At 63.8% G+C, this 17,130-nt stretch carries 16 protein-coding genes; 8 read left to right on the top strand and 8 right to left on the bottom strand.

What is annotated here, in order from left to right:
- Positions 1 to 42: 42 nt before the first annotated feature.
- The 3 genes from FFS37_RS11485 to FFS37_RS11475 all read right to left on the bottom strand — a co-directional run bounded on the left by FFS37_RS11485 (position 43) and on the right by FFS37_RS11475 (position 2,680).
- Positions 43 to 1,614, bottom strand: a complete 1,572-nt coding sequence (locus FFS37_RS11485; RefSeq protein WP_137931061.1) for a GMC family oxidoreductase — start codon at positions 1,612 to 1,614, stop codon at positions 43 to 45.
- A gap of 46 nt (positions 1,615 to 1,660) precedes the next feature.
- On the bottom strand, positions 1,661 to 2,206 hold the full coding sequence (locus FFS37_RS11480; RefSeq protein ID WP_137931060.1) for a gluconate 2-dehydrogenase subunit 3 family protein: 546 nt from the start codon (positions 2,204 to 2,206) through the stop codon (positions 1,661 to 1,663).
- Between the two features lie 78 nt (positions 2,207 to 2,284).
- On the bottom strand, positions 2,285 to 2,680 hold the full coding sequence (locus FFS37_RS11475; RefSeq protein ID WP_137931059.1) for a VOC family protein: 396 nt from the start codon (positions 2,678 to 2,680) through the stop codon (positions 2,285 to 2,287).
- 332 nt (positions 2,681 to 3,012) lie between these two features.
- Between FFS37_RS11475 and FFS37_RS11470 the strand changes: the two genes are divergently transcribed.
- Positions 3,013 to 3,318, top strand: coding sequence for a ribbon-helix-helix domain-containing protein (locus FFS37_RS11470; protein ID WP_137931058.1), 306 nt, complete (start codon positions 3,013 to 3,015; stop codon positions 3,316 to 3,318).
- Positions 3,319 to 3,394: 76 nt separating this feature from the next.
- Here FFS37_RS11470 and cckA read toward each other — a convergent pair whose 3' ends face one another.
- A complete protein-coding gene (cckA, locus tag FFS37_RS11465) occupies positions 3,395 to 5,971 on the bottom strand; it encodes a cell cycle histidine kinase CckA (protein WP_137931057.1) in 2,577 nt (858 codons plus the stop codon).
- Positions 5,972 to 6,288: 317 nt separating this feature from the next.
- On the opposite strand from cckA, the gene FFS37_RS11460 reads away from it, so the two are divergent.
- Positions 6,289 to 7,056, top strand: a complete 768-nt coding sequence (locus tag FFS37_RS11460; protein WP_137931056.1) for a flagellar biosynthetic protein FliO — start codon at positions 6,289 to 6,291, stop codon at positions 7,054 to 7,056.
- A gap of 143 nt (positions 7,057 to 7,199) precedes the next feature.
- On the opposite strand, the gene dksA is transcribed toward FFS37_RS11460, so the two are convergent.
- Entirely contained in the window at positions 7,200 to 7,616 is a 417-nt protein-coding gene (gene dksA / locus FFS37_RS11455) for an RNA polymerase-binding protein DksA (protein WP_006202025.1), read from the bottom strand.
- Between the two features lie 266 nt (positions 7,617 to 7,882).
- On the opposite strand from dksA, the gene FFS37_RS11450 reads away from it, so the two are divergent.
- The 4 genes from FFS37_RS11450 (at position 7,883) to FFS37_RS11435 (ending at position 11,664) form a co-directional block, all read left to right on the top strand.
- Complete coding sequence (locus tag FFS37_RS11450; RefSeq protein ID WP_137931055.1) at positions 7,883 to 8,386, top strand: SixA phosphatase family protein; 504 nt, start codon at positions 7,883 to 7,885, stop codon at positions 8,384 to 8,386.
- A gap of 75 nt (positions 8,387 to 8,461) precedes the next feature.
- Positions 8,462 to 9,940 carry a YcjX family GTP-binding protein gene (locus FFS37_RS11445; protein WP_137931054.1) on the top strand — a complete coding sequence of 493 codons (1,479 nt, stop codon included), beginning with the start codon at positions 8,462 to 8,464 and terminating at the stop codon, positions 9,938 to 9,940.
- On the top strand, positions 9,937 to 11,022 hold the full coding sequence (locus FFS37_RS11440) for a YcjF family protein (RefSeq protein ID WP_137931053.1): 1,086 nt from the start codon (positions 9,937 to 9,939) through the stop codon (positions 11,020 to 11,022). Before FFS37_RS11445 ends, FFS37_RS11440 begins: the two co-directional genes overlap by 4 nt.
- A 90-nt stretch (positions 11,023 to 11,112) precedes the next feature.
- Positions 11,113 to 11,664 carry a hypothetical protein gene (locus FFS37_RS11435; RefSeq protein ID WP_137931052.1) on the top strand — a complete coding sequence of 184 codons (552 nt, stop codon included), beginning with the start codon at positions 11,113 to 11,115 and terminating at the stop codon, positions 11,662 to 11,664.
- 89 nt (positions 11,665 to 11,753) lie between these two features.
- Here FFS37_RS11435 and FFS37_RS11430 read toward each other — a convergent pair whose 3' ends face one another.
- The 3 genes from FFS37_RS11430 to FFS37_RS11420 form a co-directional block, all read right to left on the bottom strand.
- Positions 11,754 to 12,020: a hypothetical protein gene (locus FFS37_RS11430; protein ID WP_137931051.1), complete on the bottom strand. Its 267-nt coding sequence runs from the start codon at positions 12,018 to 12,020 to the stop codon at positions 11,754 to 11,756.
- 179 nt (positions 12,021 to 12,199) lie between these two features.
- Complete coding sequence (locus tag FFS37_RS11425; RefSeq protein WP_137931050.1) at positions 12,200 to 13,408, bottom strand: MFS transporter; 1,209 nt, start codon at positions 13,406 to 13,408, stop codon at positions 12,200 to 12,202.
- A 59-nt stretch (positions 13,409 to 13,467) separates the two neighbouring features.
- Positions 13,468 to 14,457 (bottom strand): AraC family transcriptional regulator, encoded by a 990-nt coding sequence (locus FFS37_RS11420; protein ID WP_137931234.1) that lies wholly within the window; start codon positions 14,455 to 14,457, stop codon positions 13,468 to 13,470.
- A 160-nt stretch (positions 14,458 to 14,617) separates the two neighbouring features.
- On the opposite strand from FFS37_RS11420, the gene FFS37_RS11415 reads away from it, so the two are divergent.
- Positions 14,618 to 16,453, top strand: coding sequence for a monovalent cation:proton antiporter-2 (CPA2) family protein (locus FFS37_RS11415; RefSeq protein ID WP_137931049.1), 1,836 nt, complete (start codon positions 14,618 to 14,620; stop codon positions 16,451 to 16,453).
- 13 nt (positions 16,454 to 16,466) lie between these two features.
- Entirely contained in the window at positions 16,467 to 17,012 is a 546-nt protein-coding gene (locus FFS37_RS11410; protein WP_137931048.1) for a DUF924 family protein, read from the top strand.
- Positions 17,013 to 17,130 lie beyond the last annotated feature (118 nt).

Here is a 17,130-nt window from a genome sequence, read left to right as displayed (position 1 = left end):
GCGGAACCCGGCCGGGTCCCGCGCCAGCAGGCAGTCGGGAGGTCAGATCGTCTTTGCCGACATCTGCGCGGCGATGTAGTCGGCCTGGCGGATCGCCAGCGACACGATGGTCAGCGTCGGGTTCTCGGCGGCGCCGGTCGTGAACTGGCTGCCGTCCGACACGAACAGGTTCTTGATGTCGTGCGCCTGGCCGTGCTTGTTGACGACGCCGTCTTCCGCCTTCTCGCTCATCCGATTGGTGCCGAGATTATGGGTCGAGGGATAGGGCGGTGTCGGGAAGCTGCGCGTCGCGCCGACGGCGTCATAGAGAGCCGTCGCCTGCTTGTAGGCATGGTTGCGCATGGCCGTGTCGTTGGGATGGTCATCGAAATGCACGTCGGCGATCGGCATGCCGTGCTCGTCCTTTTCATCCTTGTGCAGCGTGATGCGATTCTCCTCGCGCGGCATGTCCTCGCCAACGATCCACAAGCCGGCCATGTGGTCATAGCGATCAAGCGCGGTGGTGAAGGAACGGCCCCAACCGCCAGGGTTGAGAAATGCTGCCATGAAGGGCAGACCCAGCGAGAGCGTCTCGAACTCATAGCCTCCGACGAAGCCGCGAGAGGGATCGTGCCGCGCCTCGTCGCGGATGATGCCGGCCATCGTGGTGCCGCGATACATGTGCACCGGCTTGTCGAAGATGGCGTAGACCGAGCCCGTGGTGTGGCGCATGTAGTTCTTGCCGACCTGCCCGGACGAATTGGCGAGGCCATGCGGGAATTTGCTCGACTCGGAGTTAAGCAGCAGGCGCGGGCTCTCGATGGAGTTTCCCGCAACGGCGACGATGCGGGCCTTCTGCTCCTGCAGCTTGCCGTCCTTGTCGGCGTAGACAACGCCAGTGACCTTGCCCGAGGCGTCATGGTTGATCTTGATCACCATGGCATTCGGCCGGACCTCTAGATGGCCTGTCGCCTCGCCCTTGGGGATTTCGGTGTAGAGGGTCGACCATTTGGCGCCCCATTTGCAGCCCTGGAAGCAGAAACCCGTCTGCTGGCAGGAGTTGCGGTCGTCACGCTCGACCGAATTGATGGCCATGTTGCCGGTATGGCATTCCTTGTAACCCAGCTTGTCGGCGCCGGCCTTCAGAACCTTGAAGTTGTTGTTGCCGGGCAGGCGCGGCCAGTTGTTGGTGCCGGTCACGCCCATCTTGGCTTCGGCCTTGGCATAGTAGGGCTCCATCTCGGCCAGGGTGACGGGCCAGTCCAGAAGATTAGCGCCTTCCAGCTTGCCGTAAGTGGAAAGCGTCTTGAACTCATGTTCCTGGAAGCGCAGCGACGCACCCGCCCAATGCGTGGTTGAGCCGCCCACCGACTTGACGATCCAGGCCGGCAGGTTCGGGAAATCCTTGGCCACGCGCCAGTCACCTGACGTGGTGCGCTTGTCCTTCCAGGCGAGCTGGGCAAAGGAGTCCCACTCGTCGTTGATGAAGTCTTCGTACTCGTGACGCGCGCCCGCCTCGAGGATGACGACATCGATGCCCTTCTGTGCGAGTTCGTTGCCGAGCGTGCCGCCGCCGGCGCCCGAGCCGACAATGACGACGACGTCGTCGTTTTTCAGATCAAATGGTGCTGCCATGGTTTCCTCCCATGAAGTCGGTCAATAACGGTGAAAACAGAGCGGCTCAGAGCCACTCGATGTCGTTGAAGCCGCGCGCGATGTAGCCGCCCTTGGAGTAGGACTCGCCCTCGTACCCGAAGATCGGCCAGAGCTCCTTCTGGTTGTAGAGACTGACGACGAGGCCGCCGCGAACCGTCTGGAAGAAGGACGAGTTCTCGATATCCTTCAGCAGCGTGACGCGCTGCTCTTCCCAGCCAAGTCCGCGATAGCCCCCGGCCCCGGCCTTCTTGTCGAGTTCGGCAATGCCCTTCTCGATAAGATCCTTGTGGGCTGGATCCTTGGCGGCCATCTCGTCGTGCCCCTTGACGGCGACGGCATAGTATTTGTCCGGCACCTGGTCGTGCGGATAGGTGTCGCGGGCCACCTGGATCAGCGTCGCCATGGTTTCAGGCTTCAGCGCCGCCGTCTCCAGTCCCCAGGCATGTTCCGGACTGATGACGGCACTGCCGGAGATGACAAGCAGCGCACCGACGCCGCCGCGTTTGAGAAGCTCGCGCCGCGAGAGCCCATTCCTGCTCTCATGGGGCTTCCGCTCGTAGATTGTGACCATGTTTTCCTCCCTGCTTGCTGTTCGCACCCGAAAGAGTGCCGTTGCTGGCGCCGCGCCGGCCCGCGCGGCCGGTGGTCCCTATAGGAAGCGTCCTCCCCGCTGCAGGACCTCGATCTTGTAACCGTCGGGATCCTCGATGAAGAAGAAACGGGCGATGAGGGAACCGTCGCGGTTGAACTCGACGATCTTTTTCGGGTTGAGGCCGAGAGCGCCGAGCCGGTCGTGCTCGCTATCGAGATCGGCGACCGAAACCGCAAGGTGGCCGTAGCCGTCGCCGAGCGCATAAGGCTCCTGCCTGCCCTTGTTGACGGTCAACTCAACCTCGAACGGCGCGTCGACATTGCTGAGATAGAGCAGCGTGAAGGTCTCGAAATCCAGCCGCTGGGCGACCTCCAGCCCGAACGCCCTGGTGTAGAAATCGATGGACCGGGCTTCGTCGAGAACCCGGATCATGGTGTGGATCGCCTTCGCCAAATCAAACTCCGCAGCGTTCATGCTTCGAAGGCGATTATGCGCTTTGACTGGGAAAGGTGGTGGCAGCCGATTACCACGCATGAGATCGAAAAACGGGTAGTGTCACCGCGTCTGGAGCAATTCCAGGAAAAGTGTGAAACGGTTTTCCGTCCGGAATTGCTTAAAAACAAAGAGTTAGAGCCGTTCAGCGATTCCGTGAAGTCCTGAACGGCTCTAAGGACGAAAGTCTGATTGCCGTGTCAGTCCGACCGGCCGAAGATGATGCCGCAGGCAGTGCTTATAGGCGCCGACATGTCCGTCGGAGCCCAAAACCAACAAAACGGGAGAAAACGATGTGCAGAGTCTTTGCCGCACAGGATCCGGAAGGCTACCGCCAGATCAACCGGTCGATCCGTATCGACGGACATTCAACAAGTATCCAGCTGGAGGCGACATTCTGGGCCCTGCTGGATGAAATCGCCGACAGTCAGGGCCTGACGACACCCAAATTCATCTCGAAGCTGTACGATGAAGCCATCGAGATCAATGGCGCTATCCCTAATTTCGCGTCGATGCTGCGCACGACATGCGCGCTCTATTTGCGCGGCCACCGGCCTGATAGGGATGAACAGATGGCCTTGAAGCGGGAAGCGGCCTGATCAGCATATCCAGAACGGTTCATCGCCGCATGCAGGCGTTGGACCGTTCCTTCCGATCGGCTTGCGGGAGCTTGCTTCAGGATTCGAGCATGTCCTTGACGACCGTCGCCAATTGCTTGAGCGAGAACGGCTTCGGCAGGAAGCCGAAATGCGCTTCCGCCGGCAGGTTCCTGGCGAATGCATCCTCGGCATAGCCGGAGACGAAGACGAACTTGATGTCCGGCTGACGCTTTCGCAGTTCGCCAAGCAGGGTCGGACCGTCCATTTCCGGCATCACCACGTCGGATACGACGATGTCGACCTTGCCGCCAAGCGCCTCGAAAACTTCCAGCGCCTCGACGCCCGAGGACGCCTCGTGAACGGTGTAGCCGCGCGAGGTCAGCGCCCGCACGCCGCCCATGCGCACGGCATCCTCGTCCTCGACCAGCAGCACGGTGGCGGATCCGGACAGATCCTTGGCGTTGTCGGCGGCTTTGACCGGCGCGGCGGCCGGCGTCTCGCCGGGTTCGGCCGCCTTTTTCGCTTCAGCAATGTGACGCGGCAGGAAGATGCGGAAGGTAGACCCCTTGCCGACCTCTGAATCACAGAAAATGAAGCCGCCGGTCTGCTTGATGATGCCATAGACCATGGACAGGCCGAGGCCCGTGCCCTTGCCGACTTCCTTGGTGGTGAAGAACGGTTCGAAGATCTTCTTCAGCACATCGGGCGCGATGCCGCTGCCGGTGTCCTCGACTTCGACCACGACATAGTCGGCCGCGGTGAGTTCACGGTAAGGGAAGGTCTTGCACTCCTCGGCGGTGACGTTGCGGGTACGCACCGTGAGATCGCCGCCCGCGGGCATCGCGTCGCGCGCATTGACCGCCAGATTGACCACCACCTGCTCGAACTGGCCGATGTCGACCTTGACCGGCCACAGGTCGCGACCATGGTCGATCTTGAGCTTGATGTCGTTGCCGACAAGGCGGGCTAGCAGCATCCTGAGATCGGCGAGGACGTCCGTGAGGTTCAGCACTTCCGGCCGCAATGTCTGCTTGCGCGAGAAGGCCAGCAATTGCCTGACCAGCGAAGCAGCCCGGTTGGCGTTCTGCTTAATGTTCATGATGTCGGGGAAGGACGGGTCCGAAGGCCGATGATTGGTCAAAAGCAGGTCTGAAGCCATGATGATGGCGGTCAGTACGTTGTTGAAGTCGTGGGCTATGCCGCCGGCGAGCTGGCCGACCGCCTGCATCTTCTGGCTTTGCGCCATCTGCCCTTCGAGCGCCTTCTGCTCGGTCGTCTCGACAGCGTAGACGATGGCCGATTCCTCGGCCCCCTCGCCGCCGGTACCGTCGGCGACGGCGTTGACGTAGAAGCGGATATGCCGCTCCTCATTGCCAGGCAACACGGTGTCGATCGGCTCGATATCCGCCTGCCGTAGCCGCGCCTTCTCGAATGCGGCGGCAAAGGCCGGCCGGTCGCGGTCGTGGATCACCGTGTCGAGCCGCACGCGACGATCGACGGCGTCCCGGTCGACGACCGAGGAAAACAGCGACAGGAACGGCGCGTTGGTGCGCAGAATGCGTCCGCTGGCATCGACACCCGCGATCGCCATCGGCGTCGAATTGAAAAAGCGGGTGAAGCGCACTTCCGAAGCGCGCAGGTCAGCCGAGGCGTCCTCGCCCTGCGTGCGGTTGAGCACGATCGTGCGCGTGGGGCCGCCAACGCCCTCGCGGCTGGCCGAAACGCGGTGCATGAAGCGCACCGGGAGCGCCTCCCCCGTCATCGTCGTCAGGTCGAGATCAATGACGGCGTTGCGCGTCGTGCCGGGATCGGCCTTGACCGAACGCACCAGCGCCATGCCGTCGCCGGCAACGATGTCGGGCAAGGCGACGGCGCCGGGCGTGAAACTGGCCAGATCGATGCCCAGCCATTCCGCGAGCGTGGCATTGATGTAGGTGACGCGGCCATCCTGGTCGGCGGAGAAGAAACCGGCCGGAGCGTGGTCGAGATGATCGATCGCTTTCTGCAGGTCGAGGAAGAACCGTTCCTGCTCGGCCCGTTCCTGTGAAATGTCGGCGAGCTGCCACGCCAGCATCGGCAGACGCTGGCCCGGAACGCTGAAGGTGCGGGCGCGCGCCCGGTACCAGCGAGCGCCCGGTTCGGCGCCCGGCCGGATCGATTGCGCCAGGCGGAACTCGCCGTCGCCGGGCTGACCGTCACGCAGGCCGGATGCCAGCCGGTAGATCGTCACCGAGGCTTCGGGAACATCCGAAAGCAGCCCTTCGACCGTCTTGAGATCGGCGGCCGACGAGGCGCCGGTCATTTCGGCATAGGCGCGGTTGGCGTAGACGACGCGGCCCTTGGTGTCCGTGACCAGGAGGCCCTGCGACATCGAATCGACGAAAGCCTTGGACAGTTCATCGCCGGTCGAGCGCGGCGTGATCTGTACGAAGCCGATCGCGGTCGCGAACAGGAAGCCCACGCCGATCATCGCCAGCACGCCGAGCATGCCGAGCAGGAAGGGATCGCCGAGGCGCTCGCGGAACAGGCCAAAGACGATCGCGGCGCCCGTCAGAACGACGATGAAGATGATGAGCCGGGTGACCGCACCCGGTCGCGTGTTCTGGTCGACGATCGGTACCGGATAGAAATCGCCGCGCGCTTCCTTGGCCATATGCCCCCTGCTCGTGAAGTCCGATCTTCCGACACCCGCCCCTAATGCATGCCGCCCAAAAGTGACTTCGGTTTTGGGAAGGCGACATGCATGAAAACAAGGACCTGGGGAATCCCTTTCAGCACGACGCGCTCTAGCCGGTTGAATCACATTCTCCTGGTCTGGAAAAGGCCCGGGCGGCAAATGTCAGATAAAAATGATGCCGGCTTGGGCTCAGACTGTTTCAACCTGTTCACGATGCGTGAAAGGCAACTTGCGGTGGCCAGCCGCAACGGTCTAGTGTCGCGTCACTTTCCAAAACCGATCGGGGGAAACCAATGCAGTGGCTGGATAGCGTGGCGGGCCCCGGTTATGCCGCAGCGCTGCTTTGGACCTTCGCGGCGCTGATCCTGCTGGTCATCGTTCTCGTCATCATCAGGCTGATCCGCAACCTGACCTTCGGCACTTTTGTCGCCGGCGGCCGGAACCGCAAGACGCGGCTCGCCGTCATGGACGCCACCGCCGTCGACAGCCATCGCCGGCTGGTGCTGGTGCGCCGCGACGACATCGAGCATCTGCTCCTGATCGGCGGCCCGACCGACGTCGTCGTCGAGCGCGATATACGCCTCGCCGCACCGCGACGCCCGGCATTGACTGGAGATGGCGGCCTGCAGCCCGTGCCTGTCGCCGCTCCGGCTCCGACGGCGAAACCGCGACCACCGCAGCCCGTCCCTCCCGCGCCCGCCCCTGCCGCGCCCGCAAGACAGGCGCCCGCTCCCCAGCCTGTGGCGGCACCAGCCCGCCAGCGCCCGGCGGCGCCGCCACCCGCCACCGCGCCTGCCTCAAAGCCGGCGGTGCAGAACTATCAGTCCACCAATGTCACACCGCTGCCCGCCTATGGGTCCGCCAATGCCAATGTCGTCAAGCACGCGCCACCGCCGCCGAGACAGGACAGCATCGACGACACGCTGATGAAGGAACTGGAGGTTTCGCTCGACCAGCCTCGTTCCGGCGGCCCGGTAGGCAAACCGGCGCCCAAGGCACCGCAATCCCTCGATGACGAGATGACAAAGCTGCTGGGCGAACTCTCGAGCCAGAAGCGATAATCCGCACCTACCCGTTCGGCGGCCGAACTCCGCCCGCGTCCATTTGCTGCGACAGGTGCGTCAGCACCAACGAAAATGGCCGGGAATCCCGGCCATTTTCGATTTCAGTTCAAGGCTGCTCCGGCAACCTCCACGCAAGATACTCAGTCGTCGCGATAGACTTTCTCGCGGCGCTCATGCCGCTCCTGCGCTTCGATCGACAAGGTTGCGATCGGGCGGGCATCGAGCCGCTTTAGCGCGATCGGCTCGCCGGTTTCCTCGCAATAGCCGTAAGTGCCCTCGTCGATGCGCTGCAGTGCCGAATCGATCTTGGAGATGAGCTTGCGCTGGCGGTCGCGGGCCCTGAGCTCGATGGCGCGGTCGGTTTCAGAAGAGGCGCGGTCGGCGAGGTCGGGGTGGTTGGCGTTTTCCTGCTGCAGGATTTCGAGGGTTTCGCGCGCTTCGCGCAGTATGTCGTTTTTCCAGGTGACGAGCTTCAGGCGGAAGTAGGATTTCTGCCGTTCGTTCATGAACGGCTCGTCTTCGGAGGGTACGTAATCGGCGGTAACGATGTCGTTCATTCGACTCACCCAAACTGCCCCAAATTTGGCGCCTATATATTCGCCGTCAGACGCCTGCACAAGCGCAATCGGCCATCGACTCACGCAATTGTTAAAGCGCCCTGACAACCCCCTTTGGATCGAGACGCCGCTGTTTTGACGTCGGAAGTACTTGAACTCTTGGCCACATCATCTCGTGCGCTATTCAAGACGCAGAAGAACATGGCCTTGTGCGCAATGCCGTTCTCGTGGCTAATCGGCACCGCGTCGGCACCATTGGAGGTTGGGTGGGTAGGCTTTATCTGTTGCGACACGCCAAGGCCGGTTGGGCAATGCCGGGCATGCGCGATTTCGACCGCCCGCTCGACGCGTCCGGGCGCGCCGATGCCGAGACCATGGGGGCCGCCATGCGCTCGCGCGGCTATGTCCCGGACCGGACGCTCTGCTCCAACGCCGCCCGTGCGCGAGAAACGCTGGAGGGCCTTGCGGGCCAGACCGACACCGGCAAAGTCCTGTTCTTCGATACGCTCTACAGTGAGGATGCGGCCGGCTACCTCCATCTCATCCGCGATCATGGCGGGGCCGGCTCGCTGCTCGTCATCGGCCACAACCCGATGATGGAGGATCTTGCCATGGCCGTTTCCGGCGACGGCGACGCGACGGCGCGCGCGACGCTCAATCATGGCTTCCCGACCGCTGGCCTGGCGGTCGTGCGCTTCCTCGACGACCTGGCAAAGGCGGCCCAGGGCCTGGGATATCTCGAGGCATTCCTGACGCCCGCCGATCGGTGATGTCGGCCAAGGCGCCATTTCAAAGCCGGGTTCCAGCGCCTATATCGGACGGACCGAAGCCCGAGAGACTGCATTTTGGCATCATCGCTGACCACCTTCACCGACGAGGCAAGGATTGCCCTCGATACGCTTTCGGGGCGCGCCACGGGGCTTTTTTCTCCGTCGCTGCGCCTGGGCGTCACCGGCCTGTCCCGCGCGGGCAAGACGGTGTTCATCTCCGCGCTTGTCCACAATCTGATCCACGGCGGCCGGCTGCCGCTGTTCGAAGCGCAGAAATCCGGACGCATCGCCCGCGCCTTCCTCGAGGAGCAGCCTGACGACGCGGTCCCGCGCTTTCAGTACGAGGACCATATCGCGGCATTGGTCAACGACCGCGTCTGGCCCGATTCGACGCGCGCCATTTCCGAATTGCGGCTGACGATAGAGTATGAATCGGCCTCCGGCTGGAGCCGCATGTTCTCTTCCGGCAAGCTCTCGGTCGACATCGTCGACTACCCCGGGGAATGGCTGCTCGACCTGCCTCTGCTCGGCAAGTCCTTCGCCGATTTTTCGCGCGAGGCCTTTGAAATGGCCGTGCTGCCCGTTCGCGAGGACCTGTCGCGGGCCTGGCGGGCGATTTCGGCGGACATCGACCCGAATGCCGACGCCGACGAGATGACGGCACGGCGCCTGGCTGAGAGCTTTGCCGCCTATCTCAAGGCCTGCAAGCTCGATGAGCGGGCGCTGTCGACCTTGCCGCCCGGCCGTTTCCTGATGCCCGGCGACCTCGACGGCTCACCCGCGCTGACCTTTGCGCCATTGGCTGGCATCGGCGACAAGCGTCCGCGTGCCGGCTCACTGCATGCCATGATGGAGCGGCGCTACGAAGCCTACAAGACGCATGTCGTCAAACCGTTCTTCCGCGAACACATCACGCGTCTGGACCGGCAGATCGTGCTGATCGACGCCATGCAGGCGCTGAACGCCGGCCCGGGCGCGATGGCCGACCTGGAGCGGGCGGTCACCGAGATCCTTGCCTGTTTTCGCCCGGGCCGGGGCAGCTTCATCACCGACCTGTTCTCCCGCCGGATCGACCGTATCCTGATCGCGGCGACCAAGGCCGATCATCTGCACCACGAAAGCCATGACCGGCTGCAGGCGATCGTGCGGCGGCTGGCCGACCGCGCCCTTGCGCGGGCAAACTTCACCGGCGCCGACGTCGACGTGGCCGCCATGGCAGCGGTGCGCGCGACCCGCGAAGGCACGGTCAAGCAAGGCCGGGAGACATTGCCCGTCATCATCGGCACGCCGATAGCCGGCGAGAAGATCAATGGCGAGACATTCGACGGAAAGACGGAAACCGCGATATTTCCCGGCGACTTGCCGGAGAAAATCGATGCCGTGTTCGATACTTCCGGAGCAGAGCACCGGCAGGACGCCTCGGATCCCGCGATCCGCTTCGTCCGGTTCCGCCCGCCAAAGCTGGAACGTACCGCCGAAGGCGTCACCCTGTCCTTGCCGCATATCAGGTTGGACCGCGCCTTGCAGTTCCTGATCGGAGACCATCTCGCATGAACTCGCCCCGCAAGCCGGCCGCATTCCGCATCGAGCCGGAAGCCGCGCCAACACAGGAGGCGCCGCAGGCGCGACAGCCTGAGGCTCCGCGCAGACCCCGCGCGGCGAAGGCCGATGTGGCGCTGGTCATCCCGGCGGAGGTCGACGTGTTCGACGAGCCCGACATCGTCGTCGCCGAACCGCCGCCGGCAATCGCCCCAAGGAGGCGCTCGCTGCTCGGCAGCATCTTCTTCGGCGCCGTTGGCACACTGGTTTCGCTGGCTGTTGGCCTCTGGGCCGACCAGTTGATACGAGACCTGTTCGCGCGGGCCGAATGGCTCGGCTGGCTGGCCGCCGGCATGGCGGCCATTGCCGTGCTGGCGCTTCTTGTGATTCTGGTCCGCGAATTCCTGACGATCGCCCGCCTCGCCGAGGTCGAGAAACTGCAGAAGCGCGCCCTCGATGCCATCGCGCGCGACGACCCTAAGGCGGCGCGATCGGTGGTCGACGAACTGTCGGTCTTCGTCGCGGCCAAGCCCGAGACAGCGGCTGGCCGGCGCGCGCTGGCGGACCTGCGCGGAGAAATCATCGATGGCGGCAATCTCGTGCGGCTGGCCGAAGCAGAAATCCTGGGGCCGCTCGATGCCCGGGCAAAGGTGATGATCCTGGAGGCCGCCAAACGCGTCTCGCTGGTGACCGCCGTCAGCCCGCGTGCGCTCGTCGATGTTGCCTATGTCGTCTTCGAGGCCGGGCGTCTCATTCGCCGTCTGTCGGAACTCTATGGCGGGCGGCCCGGAACGCTGGGCTTCTTCCGGCTGGCTCGCAGTGTTCTGGCGCATCTGGCGGTGACCGGCTCGATCGCCGTCGGAGACAGTTTCGTCCAGCAGATCGTCGGCCACGGCCTGGCGGCCCGGCTTTCGGCCAAGCTCGGCGAGGGGGTGGTCAACGGCATGATGACGGCGCGCATCGGCATCGCGGCGATGGAGACGGCGCGGCCCCTGCCCTTCAGCGCAGCAAGGCGTCCTGGACTGGGTGATTTTCTCTCGGCATTGACGACGTTCGCAAGCAAAAAGGAAAGCGACGGCACACCGTCCGAACGATGAACAAGCCCCTCCCGGTGACGAAGCGTTAACCAATCTTCTTCATGGTCACACTGGTTCCAAAACAGCCTCTGTTGTTGCCGGGTGTCGTCGATGAAAAGCGTAAATCTGTCCAGCGTGCTGCCCCTGGCGGTCGCGATCGCCGCAACCGTAGGCATCGTCGGCAAGGCATCCGCGACCGAGCCCGACAAGCAGTTCTTCCAGTCGGCCGAAGGCAAATGGGTTGGCCCGGGCGAAATCATCGCCGGCAAGTACAAGGGCACGAAATTCAACTGCAGCTTCACCGGCTCGACGCCGGAGGGCAAGACGGGCATGACTTTGGACGGCGGCTGCCGGGTGGGCGTGTTCACCCAACCCATGTCGGCCAAGATAGAGCGCAAGGGCCGCGACTACAAAGGCTCCTTCATGGGCGGCTCTTCCGGCTCCGGCCTCGATATCGTCGGCGGCAATGTCGTCGATGCCCGCAAGGTGGTCTTCACCATCAACCGCAACCAGCTGCACGGCGTCATGCAGGCCCGCATACCCGACGACAATTCGATGACGGTGACGGTCGCGGTGCGCGTCCAGGATCAGTTGGTCCCGGTCATCGGCATGAGCCTGAAGCGGGTCGACGCCGTCGAAGTCGGTTCCATCACGCCGAACTGAGCGTATATCGCGCCCGACCCGATATTCTCAAAACAAAAGAGGCGGCAGCCCATCGCTACCGCCCCTCCTGAACCGGATGAATCCGGACGTCAGCCCTTGATGGCCGCCGTCACCTCGTCATACGCCTTGCAGGCGTCGGCCGGGTTGGTGGTGCCCTGATACTTGGTCGTCACCGCCTGAACCTTGGCGGTCAGGTCGGCCGCCTTGGACGGATCCTTGGTGATTGCCTCCTGCAACGCGGCGGCCATGTCCTGCGCCTTCTTGGTGGCGACTTCGGCCGTGCATTCCGGAGCCTTCGAACAGGCCGAACCGGCAAGCACCGCCAGGCCGACGGCAACAAGCAAAAACTTCTTCATGTCAGTCATCTCCTCAAAAGGGCGCGGCTTGATCGTCGCTCACCCTCCAATGGCCGAAGCCGAGCGTCCCTTAGCCGCCGATTGCGGCAGAACGCAACGCGCAGCGCGTAAACTTCTGTAACGCGGCTGCAACATCGCGGCGGCCCGGATCCGGGCCGCCGCATCGGGTGGAGCAAGGTTCAGCCGCGAGGCTGCAGCAGCGCCAGCAAAGCGGTCAACGCGGCAAGGACGGCGGTAAGGGTCAAGGGCGCCGTGGCGCCGTAATTGTCCACGACATAACCACCGACGATCGCGCCGATGGTGATGGCGACCTGAAAGGAGACCACCATCAGGCTGCCCGCCGCTTCCAGCGCATCCGGCGCGGCACGGGACAGATTGGTCGGCAGCACCACGGGCCCCATGCCGAAGGCCAGGCCCCAAAGCGTGACGAACCCGAAGGCAACGCCCATGTGCACGCCCCAAAGCACCAGTGCCAGCGCGGCAATCGCCATCAAAGCTGCCGTGACCACCAAAGCCAGGCGGATGTTGGCGTCGGCCATGCGGCCGCCGACAATGTTGCCGATCACGGCGGCGATGCCAAATCCGAGCAGCGCCAGGGCAATCGGCCCGGTTGCAAGCTGCGCAACCTGTTCGAGGAAGGGTCGCACGTAGACGGAGCCGGCAAAATGCCCAGTCATCAGCAAAACGATGGCCAGCATGCCGAGTTGAATGCCGCGCCGCCGCGTCAGCCGGAACACGTCGGCAAGACTGTTGCTTTCCGCTGCGGGCAAGGTCGGCAGGCTAAGCAATTGCAGCAGCATGGCCAGCACCGCCAGCCCCGCCGTCATCGCCATGGCGCTGCGCCACCCCAGCCAATCGCTGATCAAAGCGCCCATCGAGGGCGCGGCGATGGTGGCGAGCGAGACGCCGAGGGTGACGATAGCCATGCCCCGGCCTGTCGCATTGGCGCCGACCAGCCTGGCGACCACGGCAACCGAAAGCGCCCAGAATGCGCTGAGCGCGATTCCGAGCCCTGCCCTGCCGAGCAGCAACAGCCAGAAATTGGGCGCCAGGGCCGCGAGAATGTTGGAAGCGACCGCCAGGGCCATGAGCCCGACCAGAACCGTCTTGCGGTTCAACCGGCCGATGAGAACATTGCTTAGCATGGCCGTCACGGCGCCGACCGAGGCCGTGGCGGTGACGACCTGCCCGGCCGTCCCCTCGCTGATGCCGAGATCGCGCGCCATTGGCGTCAGCAGACCCGCCGGCAGGAATTCGGCCGACACCAGGGCAAAGCTGGTGGCAGCCAATGAAATGACCGCGAACCAGGTCGCCGCGCTCCATGCGGCCGGCGCATCGTCATCGAGGCCGATCGCGGCGTCTTCAAGCTGTAGTGTTGTGTCAGTCACGGGAAGATCTCCAAAGTTTGGAGCTCTTCATAGACAAGTTCGCCCGGATGATATGTATCTTAAAATCCGAAATTCATGTCCGTTCGTCCGGAAATTGTGCGACGCACAATGCCCGGCGAGACACTCGTGATGCGCTTGAACGCGCGAGCGAAGGATGCTTCCGAATCGTAGCCCAGACGGGTCGCGACCTCGGCAACGGACAGGCCGTTCTGCCCCAGCAACTCGCGGGCAAGCTGCATGCGCAGGCGGGCGAGATAGCGTGCGGCACCCTCCCCCAATACGGCGCTGAAACGCTCGGCGAAAATGGAGCGCGATTGGCCCGCCACGCCTGCGAGGCTTTCCAGCGTCCAGTCACCGCCGGGGTCCCGGTGCATGGCCGCCAAAGCACGGCCTATGTGGGGGTCGCGGATGGCTGCCAGCCAGCCCGTGGTCGAGGCCCCATTGCAATTGACCCAGCAGCGGATGAGCCGGGCTGTCAGCAAGTCCGCCATGCGCGACAGAATGGTGGCGCTGCCCATCTGCGGCTGCGCTGCCTCCGCCGTCATTGCCGCCAGCAAGGGGCCGACGACAGGGTCGTTGCCGGCCACGTCGCAACCCTTGATGAGAGGCGGCATTAGCGTGATCAGAGGGTTGAGCGCACAGGCGCCCAAGGCCATGGAACCGCAGAAAAGCGTGCTCGCCGTTCCAGTCCCCTCCCGCACCACTTCGCAGACATTGCCGCCCAGCTTGGTTACCTGGCACCCCTCGAGCGAGCTGCCCGCGACATCCGGCGCACTCGCCAGCCGATGCGCGATGCCTTGCGGCAACAGTACCAGATCGCCGTCGCGCAACTCCTGCCAGCCCTGCGCCTCTGTATGGATCCAGCACGGCCCCTGGCCGACAAAGTGAAAACGAAGCAGCTGCTGTTGCGGAAACTCTATGCTCCATGGATGCCGAAGCTCGCAGCGGCCATAATTGACGCCGCTCATGCGAAAGTCCTGCAGAACCTCGCTGAGGGCATCCATCGGGATATGAGGCGGCGAAGACGGGCGGGACGAATGGTCAGGCATTCCTCCGATATAGATGCCGAACGTCCGGCAGACAAGCACCGACCATTGTTCCACGGGGGACTCGGCTGAACGGTACCCTCCCCGTGCTGGCAGGTCTGCCGCCCTTGCCTCGCACTCTCACTGCATGCAAGGAGTGCTCTAAGACACAGGGACAAGAGGCATGGCGGTAGAGACATCGGGCAGCGATCTCATTCAGGTGGTGGCGCTGCTTGCCGCGGGGGTCGTCGCCGTCCCCATCTTCAAGCGCATCGGTCTCGGCTCGATTCTGGGCTATCTCGCGGCCGGCGTCGTGATCGGCCCGTTCGGGATCGGCATCTTTTCCGAATCGGGGGCCATCCTGCATGTCGCCGAACTCGGCGTCGTCATGTTCCTGTTCATCATCGGCCTGGAGATGCAGCCATCAAGGCTTTGGGGCTTGCGCCGTGAAATCTTCGGGCTGGGCGCGCTTCAGGTCGGCCTCTGCGCGGTGCTGTTGACCGGTGTCGGCATGGCCGGAGGGTTTTCGGTCGCGCAATCCTTCGTCGCCGGCGCTGGATTCGTGCTGACCTCGACGGCGATCGTCATGCAGCTTCTGGAAGAACGCGGCGAAATGTCCACTCCCAAGGGCCAGCGCATCGTTTCCATCCTGCTGCTGGAGGACCTGGCTATCGTGCCGCTGCTGGCCCTGATCGCCTTCCTGGCGCCCGGCGGCGCCGACACCAGCCTGTCGGAGCGGCTGACGGAGGTCGGCATCGGCCTGGCCGCGATCGTCGGGCTCGTGCTGGCGGGACGTTTTCTCCTCAACCCCTTCTTCCGCATCCTGGCGGATGCTCGTGCGCGCGAGGTCATGACGGCCGCCGCGCTTCTGGTGGTTCTGGGATCGGCGCTTGCCATGCAACTCAGCGGCCTGTCGATGGCGATGGGCGCGTTCCTGGCCGGCGTGCTGTTATCCGAGTCGACCTTCCGCCACCAGCTCGAGGCCGACATCGAACCCTTCCGCGGCATCCTGCTTGGCCTGTTCTTCCTCGCGGTCGGCATGTCGCTAGACCTGCATGTCGTCGCCGCGAACTGGAAGCTCATCGCCATCTATGTCGTCGCCTACATGGTGATGAAGGCACTCGGCATCTACATCGTCGCTCGCATCCTCAAAACCGGCCATCGCGAAGCGCTGGAGCGCGCCGTCTTCATGGCGCAGGGCGGTGAATTCGCCTTCGTTCTCTATTCCGCGGCCGCGTCCGTCGGCATCATCGACGGCCAGGCCAATGCGACCCTGACCGCGATCGTCATCATCTCCATGGTGCTGACACCCCTGGCGATCATTGCCTTGCGCTACCTGACACCGCGCGACGAACAATCGCTGGACGGGGTCGACGTTGCCGACGGCCTGACCGGCAGCGTGCTGGTCATCGGTTTCGGACGTTTCGGCCAGATCGCCAGTCAGCCGCTGCTGTTGCGGGGCATCGACGTGTCGATCATCGACAATGATGTCGAGATGATCCAGGCGGCAGCCGATTTCGGCTTCAAGGTCTATTATGGCGACGGCACGCGGCTCGATATCCTGCATGCGGCCGGCGCCGGCCGCGCACGCGCCGTGCTGATCTGCGTCGACAAGCCCGACGCCGCCGTCCGGATCGCGGAGCTCGTCAAGGCGGAGTTTCCGCTGCTGACGGTTCTGGCCCGCGCCTTCGACCGCGGCACCGCGCTACAGCTCATCCGGGTCGGCGTCGACTATCAGCTGCGCGAAACCTTCGAATCGGCGCTTGTCTTTGGCGGCTCCACCCTGGAAGCACTGGGCGTCGATCCCGAAGAGGTTGCCGAAACGATCGAGGACGTCAGACGCCGGGATACCGCCCGTTTCGAGACGCAGCTTGCCGAAGGCATACGCTCCGGACAGCGCTTCCTGAAAGGCAATATCGGCACGCCGATCCCGACCCCGCTCTCGACGCCGCGCCGCCCCGGCCAGGCGCTCAACGAGGAAACCGCCGGTGTCCTGCACAAATCCGAGCAGGCGGACTGACCAGGGAAACAGCATGGAATTGGACAACAGAGCCCTATCGGTCACCAAATTCTGGCGCGATGCCGGCGAGGATGCCTGGTTCGAGAAGAACGACGCCTTTGACACGGACTTCCGCAACCGCTTTCTCGATCTGCACTTTGCGGCCGCGCGGCGCGAACATGACCAGTGGTCAAGTCATGCCGAGGGTTCGCTGGCGCTGATGATCCTGCTCGACCAGTTTCCGCGAAACTGCTTTCGCGGCACCGGCCATATGTTTGCGACCGACCCGCTGGCGAAGCATTTCGCGCACAAGGCGGTTGCGGCCGGGCATGATCTGGCGCTGGAACCTGAACTGCGGGTGTTCCTGTACCTGCCGTTCGAGCACTCGGAAAACCTTGCCGACCAGGACATATCGGTGGACCTGCATACCGCCAGGGCCGCGTTCAATCTGAAATACGCGCTGGAGCATCGCGACATCATCCAGCGTTTCGGCCGCTTTCCGCATCGCAACAGGATGCTTGGCCGTGACACCACGGCGCAGGAAAAGGCATTCCTCGATGACGGCGGCTTCTCCGGCTGAGGCCCTCTGGTACACCATATCCGTTGCGGGCCAATCCGCTCGCGAAGAGGTGAACGGGCGAGCCGTCAAATCAACCATATTCCGGCCGATCGCCGTGGGCTCATAGCCCGCAATATCG

Origin of the sequence: Mesorhizobium comanense (genome assembly GCF_005503535.1) — a bacterium.
GTDB classification, from domain to species: domain Bacteria; phylum Pseudomonadota; class Alphaproteobacteria; order Rhizobiales; family Rhizobiaceae; genus Mesorhizobium; species Mesorhizobium comanense.
This window is presented reverse-complemented; position numbering and strand designations above follow the sequence as displayed.

Coding starts and splice junctions, on each gene's coding strand:
- FFS37_RS11440 (WP_137931053.1), top strand. CDS start 9,937: ATGAACTCGCCCCGCAAGCCGGCCGCATTCCGCATCGAGCCGGAAGCC.
- FFS37_RS11480 (WP_137931060.1), bottom strand. CDS start 2,206: ATGGTCACAATCTACGAGCGGAAGCCCCATGAGAGCAGGAATGGGCTC.
- FFS37_RS11460 (WP_137931056.1), top strand. CDS start 6,289: ATGCAGTGGCTGGATAGCGTGGCGGGCCCCGGTTATGCCGCAGCGCTG.
- FFS37_RS11410 (WP_137931048.1), top strand. CDS start 16,467: ATGGAATTGGACAACAGAGCCCTATCGGTCACCAAATTCTGGCGCGAT.
- FFS37_RS11485 (WP_137931061.1), bottom strand. CDS start 1,614: ATGGCAGCACCATTTGATCTGAAAAACGACGACGTCGTCGTCATTGTC.
- FFS37_RS11415 (WP_137931049.1), top strand. CDS start 14,618: ATGGCGGTAGAGACATCGGGCAGCGATCTCATTCAGGTGGTGGCGCTG.
- FFS37_RS11430 (WP_137931051.1), bottom strand. CDS start 12,020: ATGAAGAAGTTTTTGCTTGTTGCCGTCGGCCTGGCGGTGCTTGCCGGT.
- dksA (WP_006202025.1), bottom strand. CDS start 7,616: ATGAACGACATCGTTACCGCCGATTACGTACCCTCCGAAGACGAGCCG.
- FFS37_RS11420 (WP_137931234.1), bottom strand. CDS start 14,457: ATGCCTGACCATTCGTCCCGCCCGTCTTCGCCGCCTCATATCCCGATG.
- cckA (WP_137931057.1), bottom strand. CDS start 5,971: ATGGCCAAGGAAGCGCGCGGCGATTTCTATCCGGTACCGATCGTCGAC.
- FFS37_RS11470 (WP_137931058.1), top strand. CDS start 3,013: ATGTGCAGAGTCTTTGCCGCACAGGATCCGGAAGGCTACCGCCAGATC.
- FFS37_RS11435 (WP_137931052.1), top strand. CDS start 11,113: ATGAAAAGCGTAAATCTGTCCAGCGTGCTGCCCCTGGCGGTCGCGATC.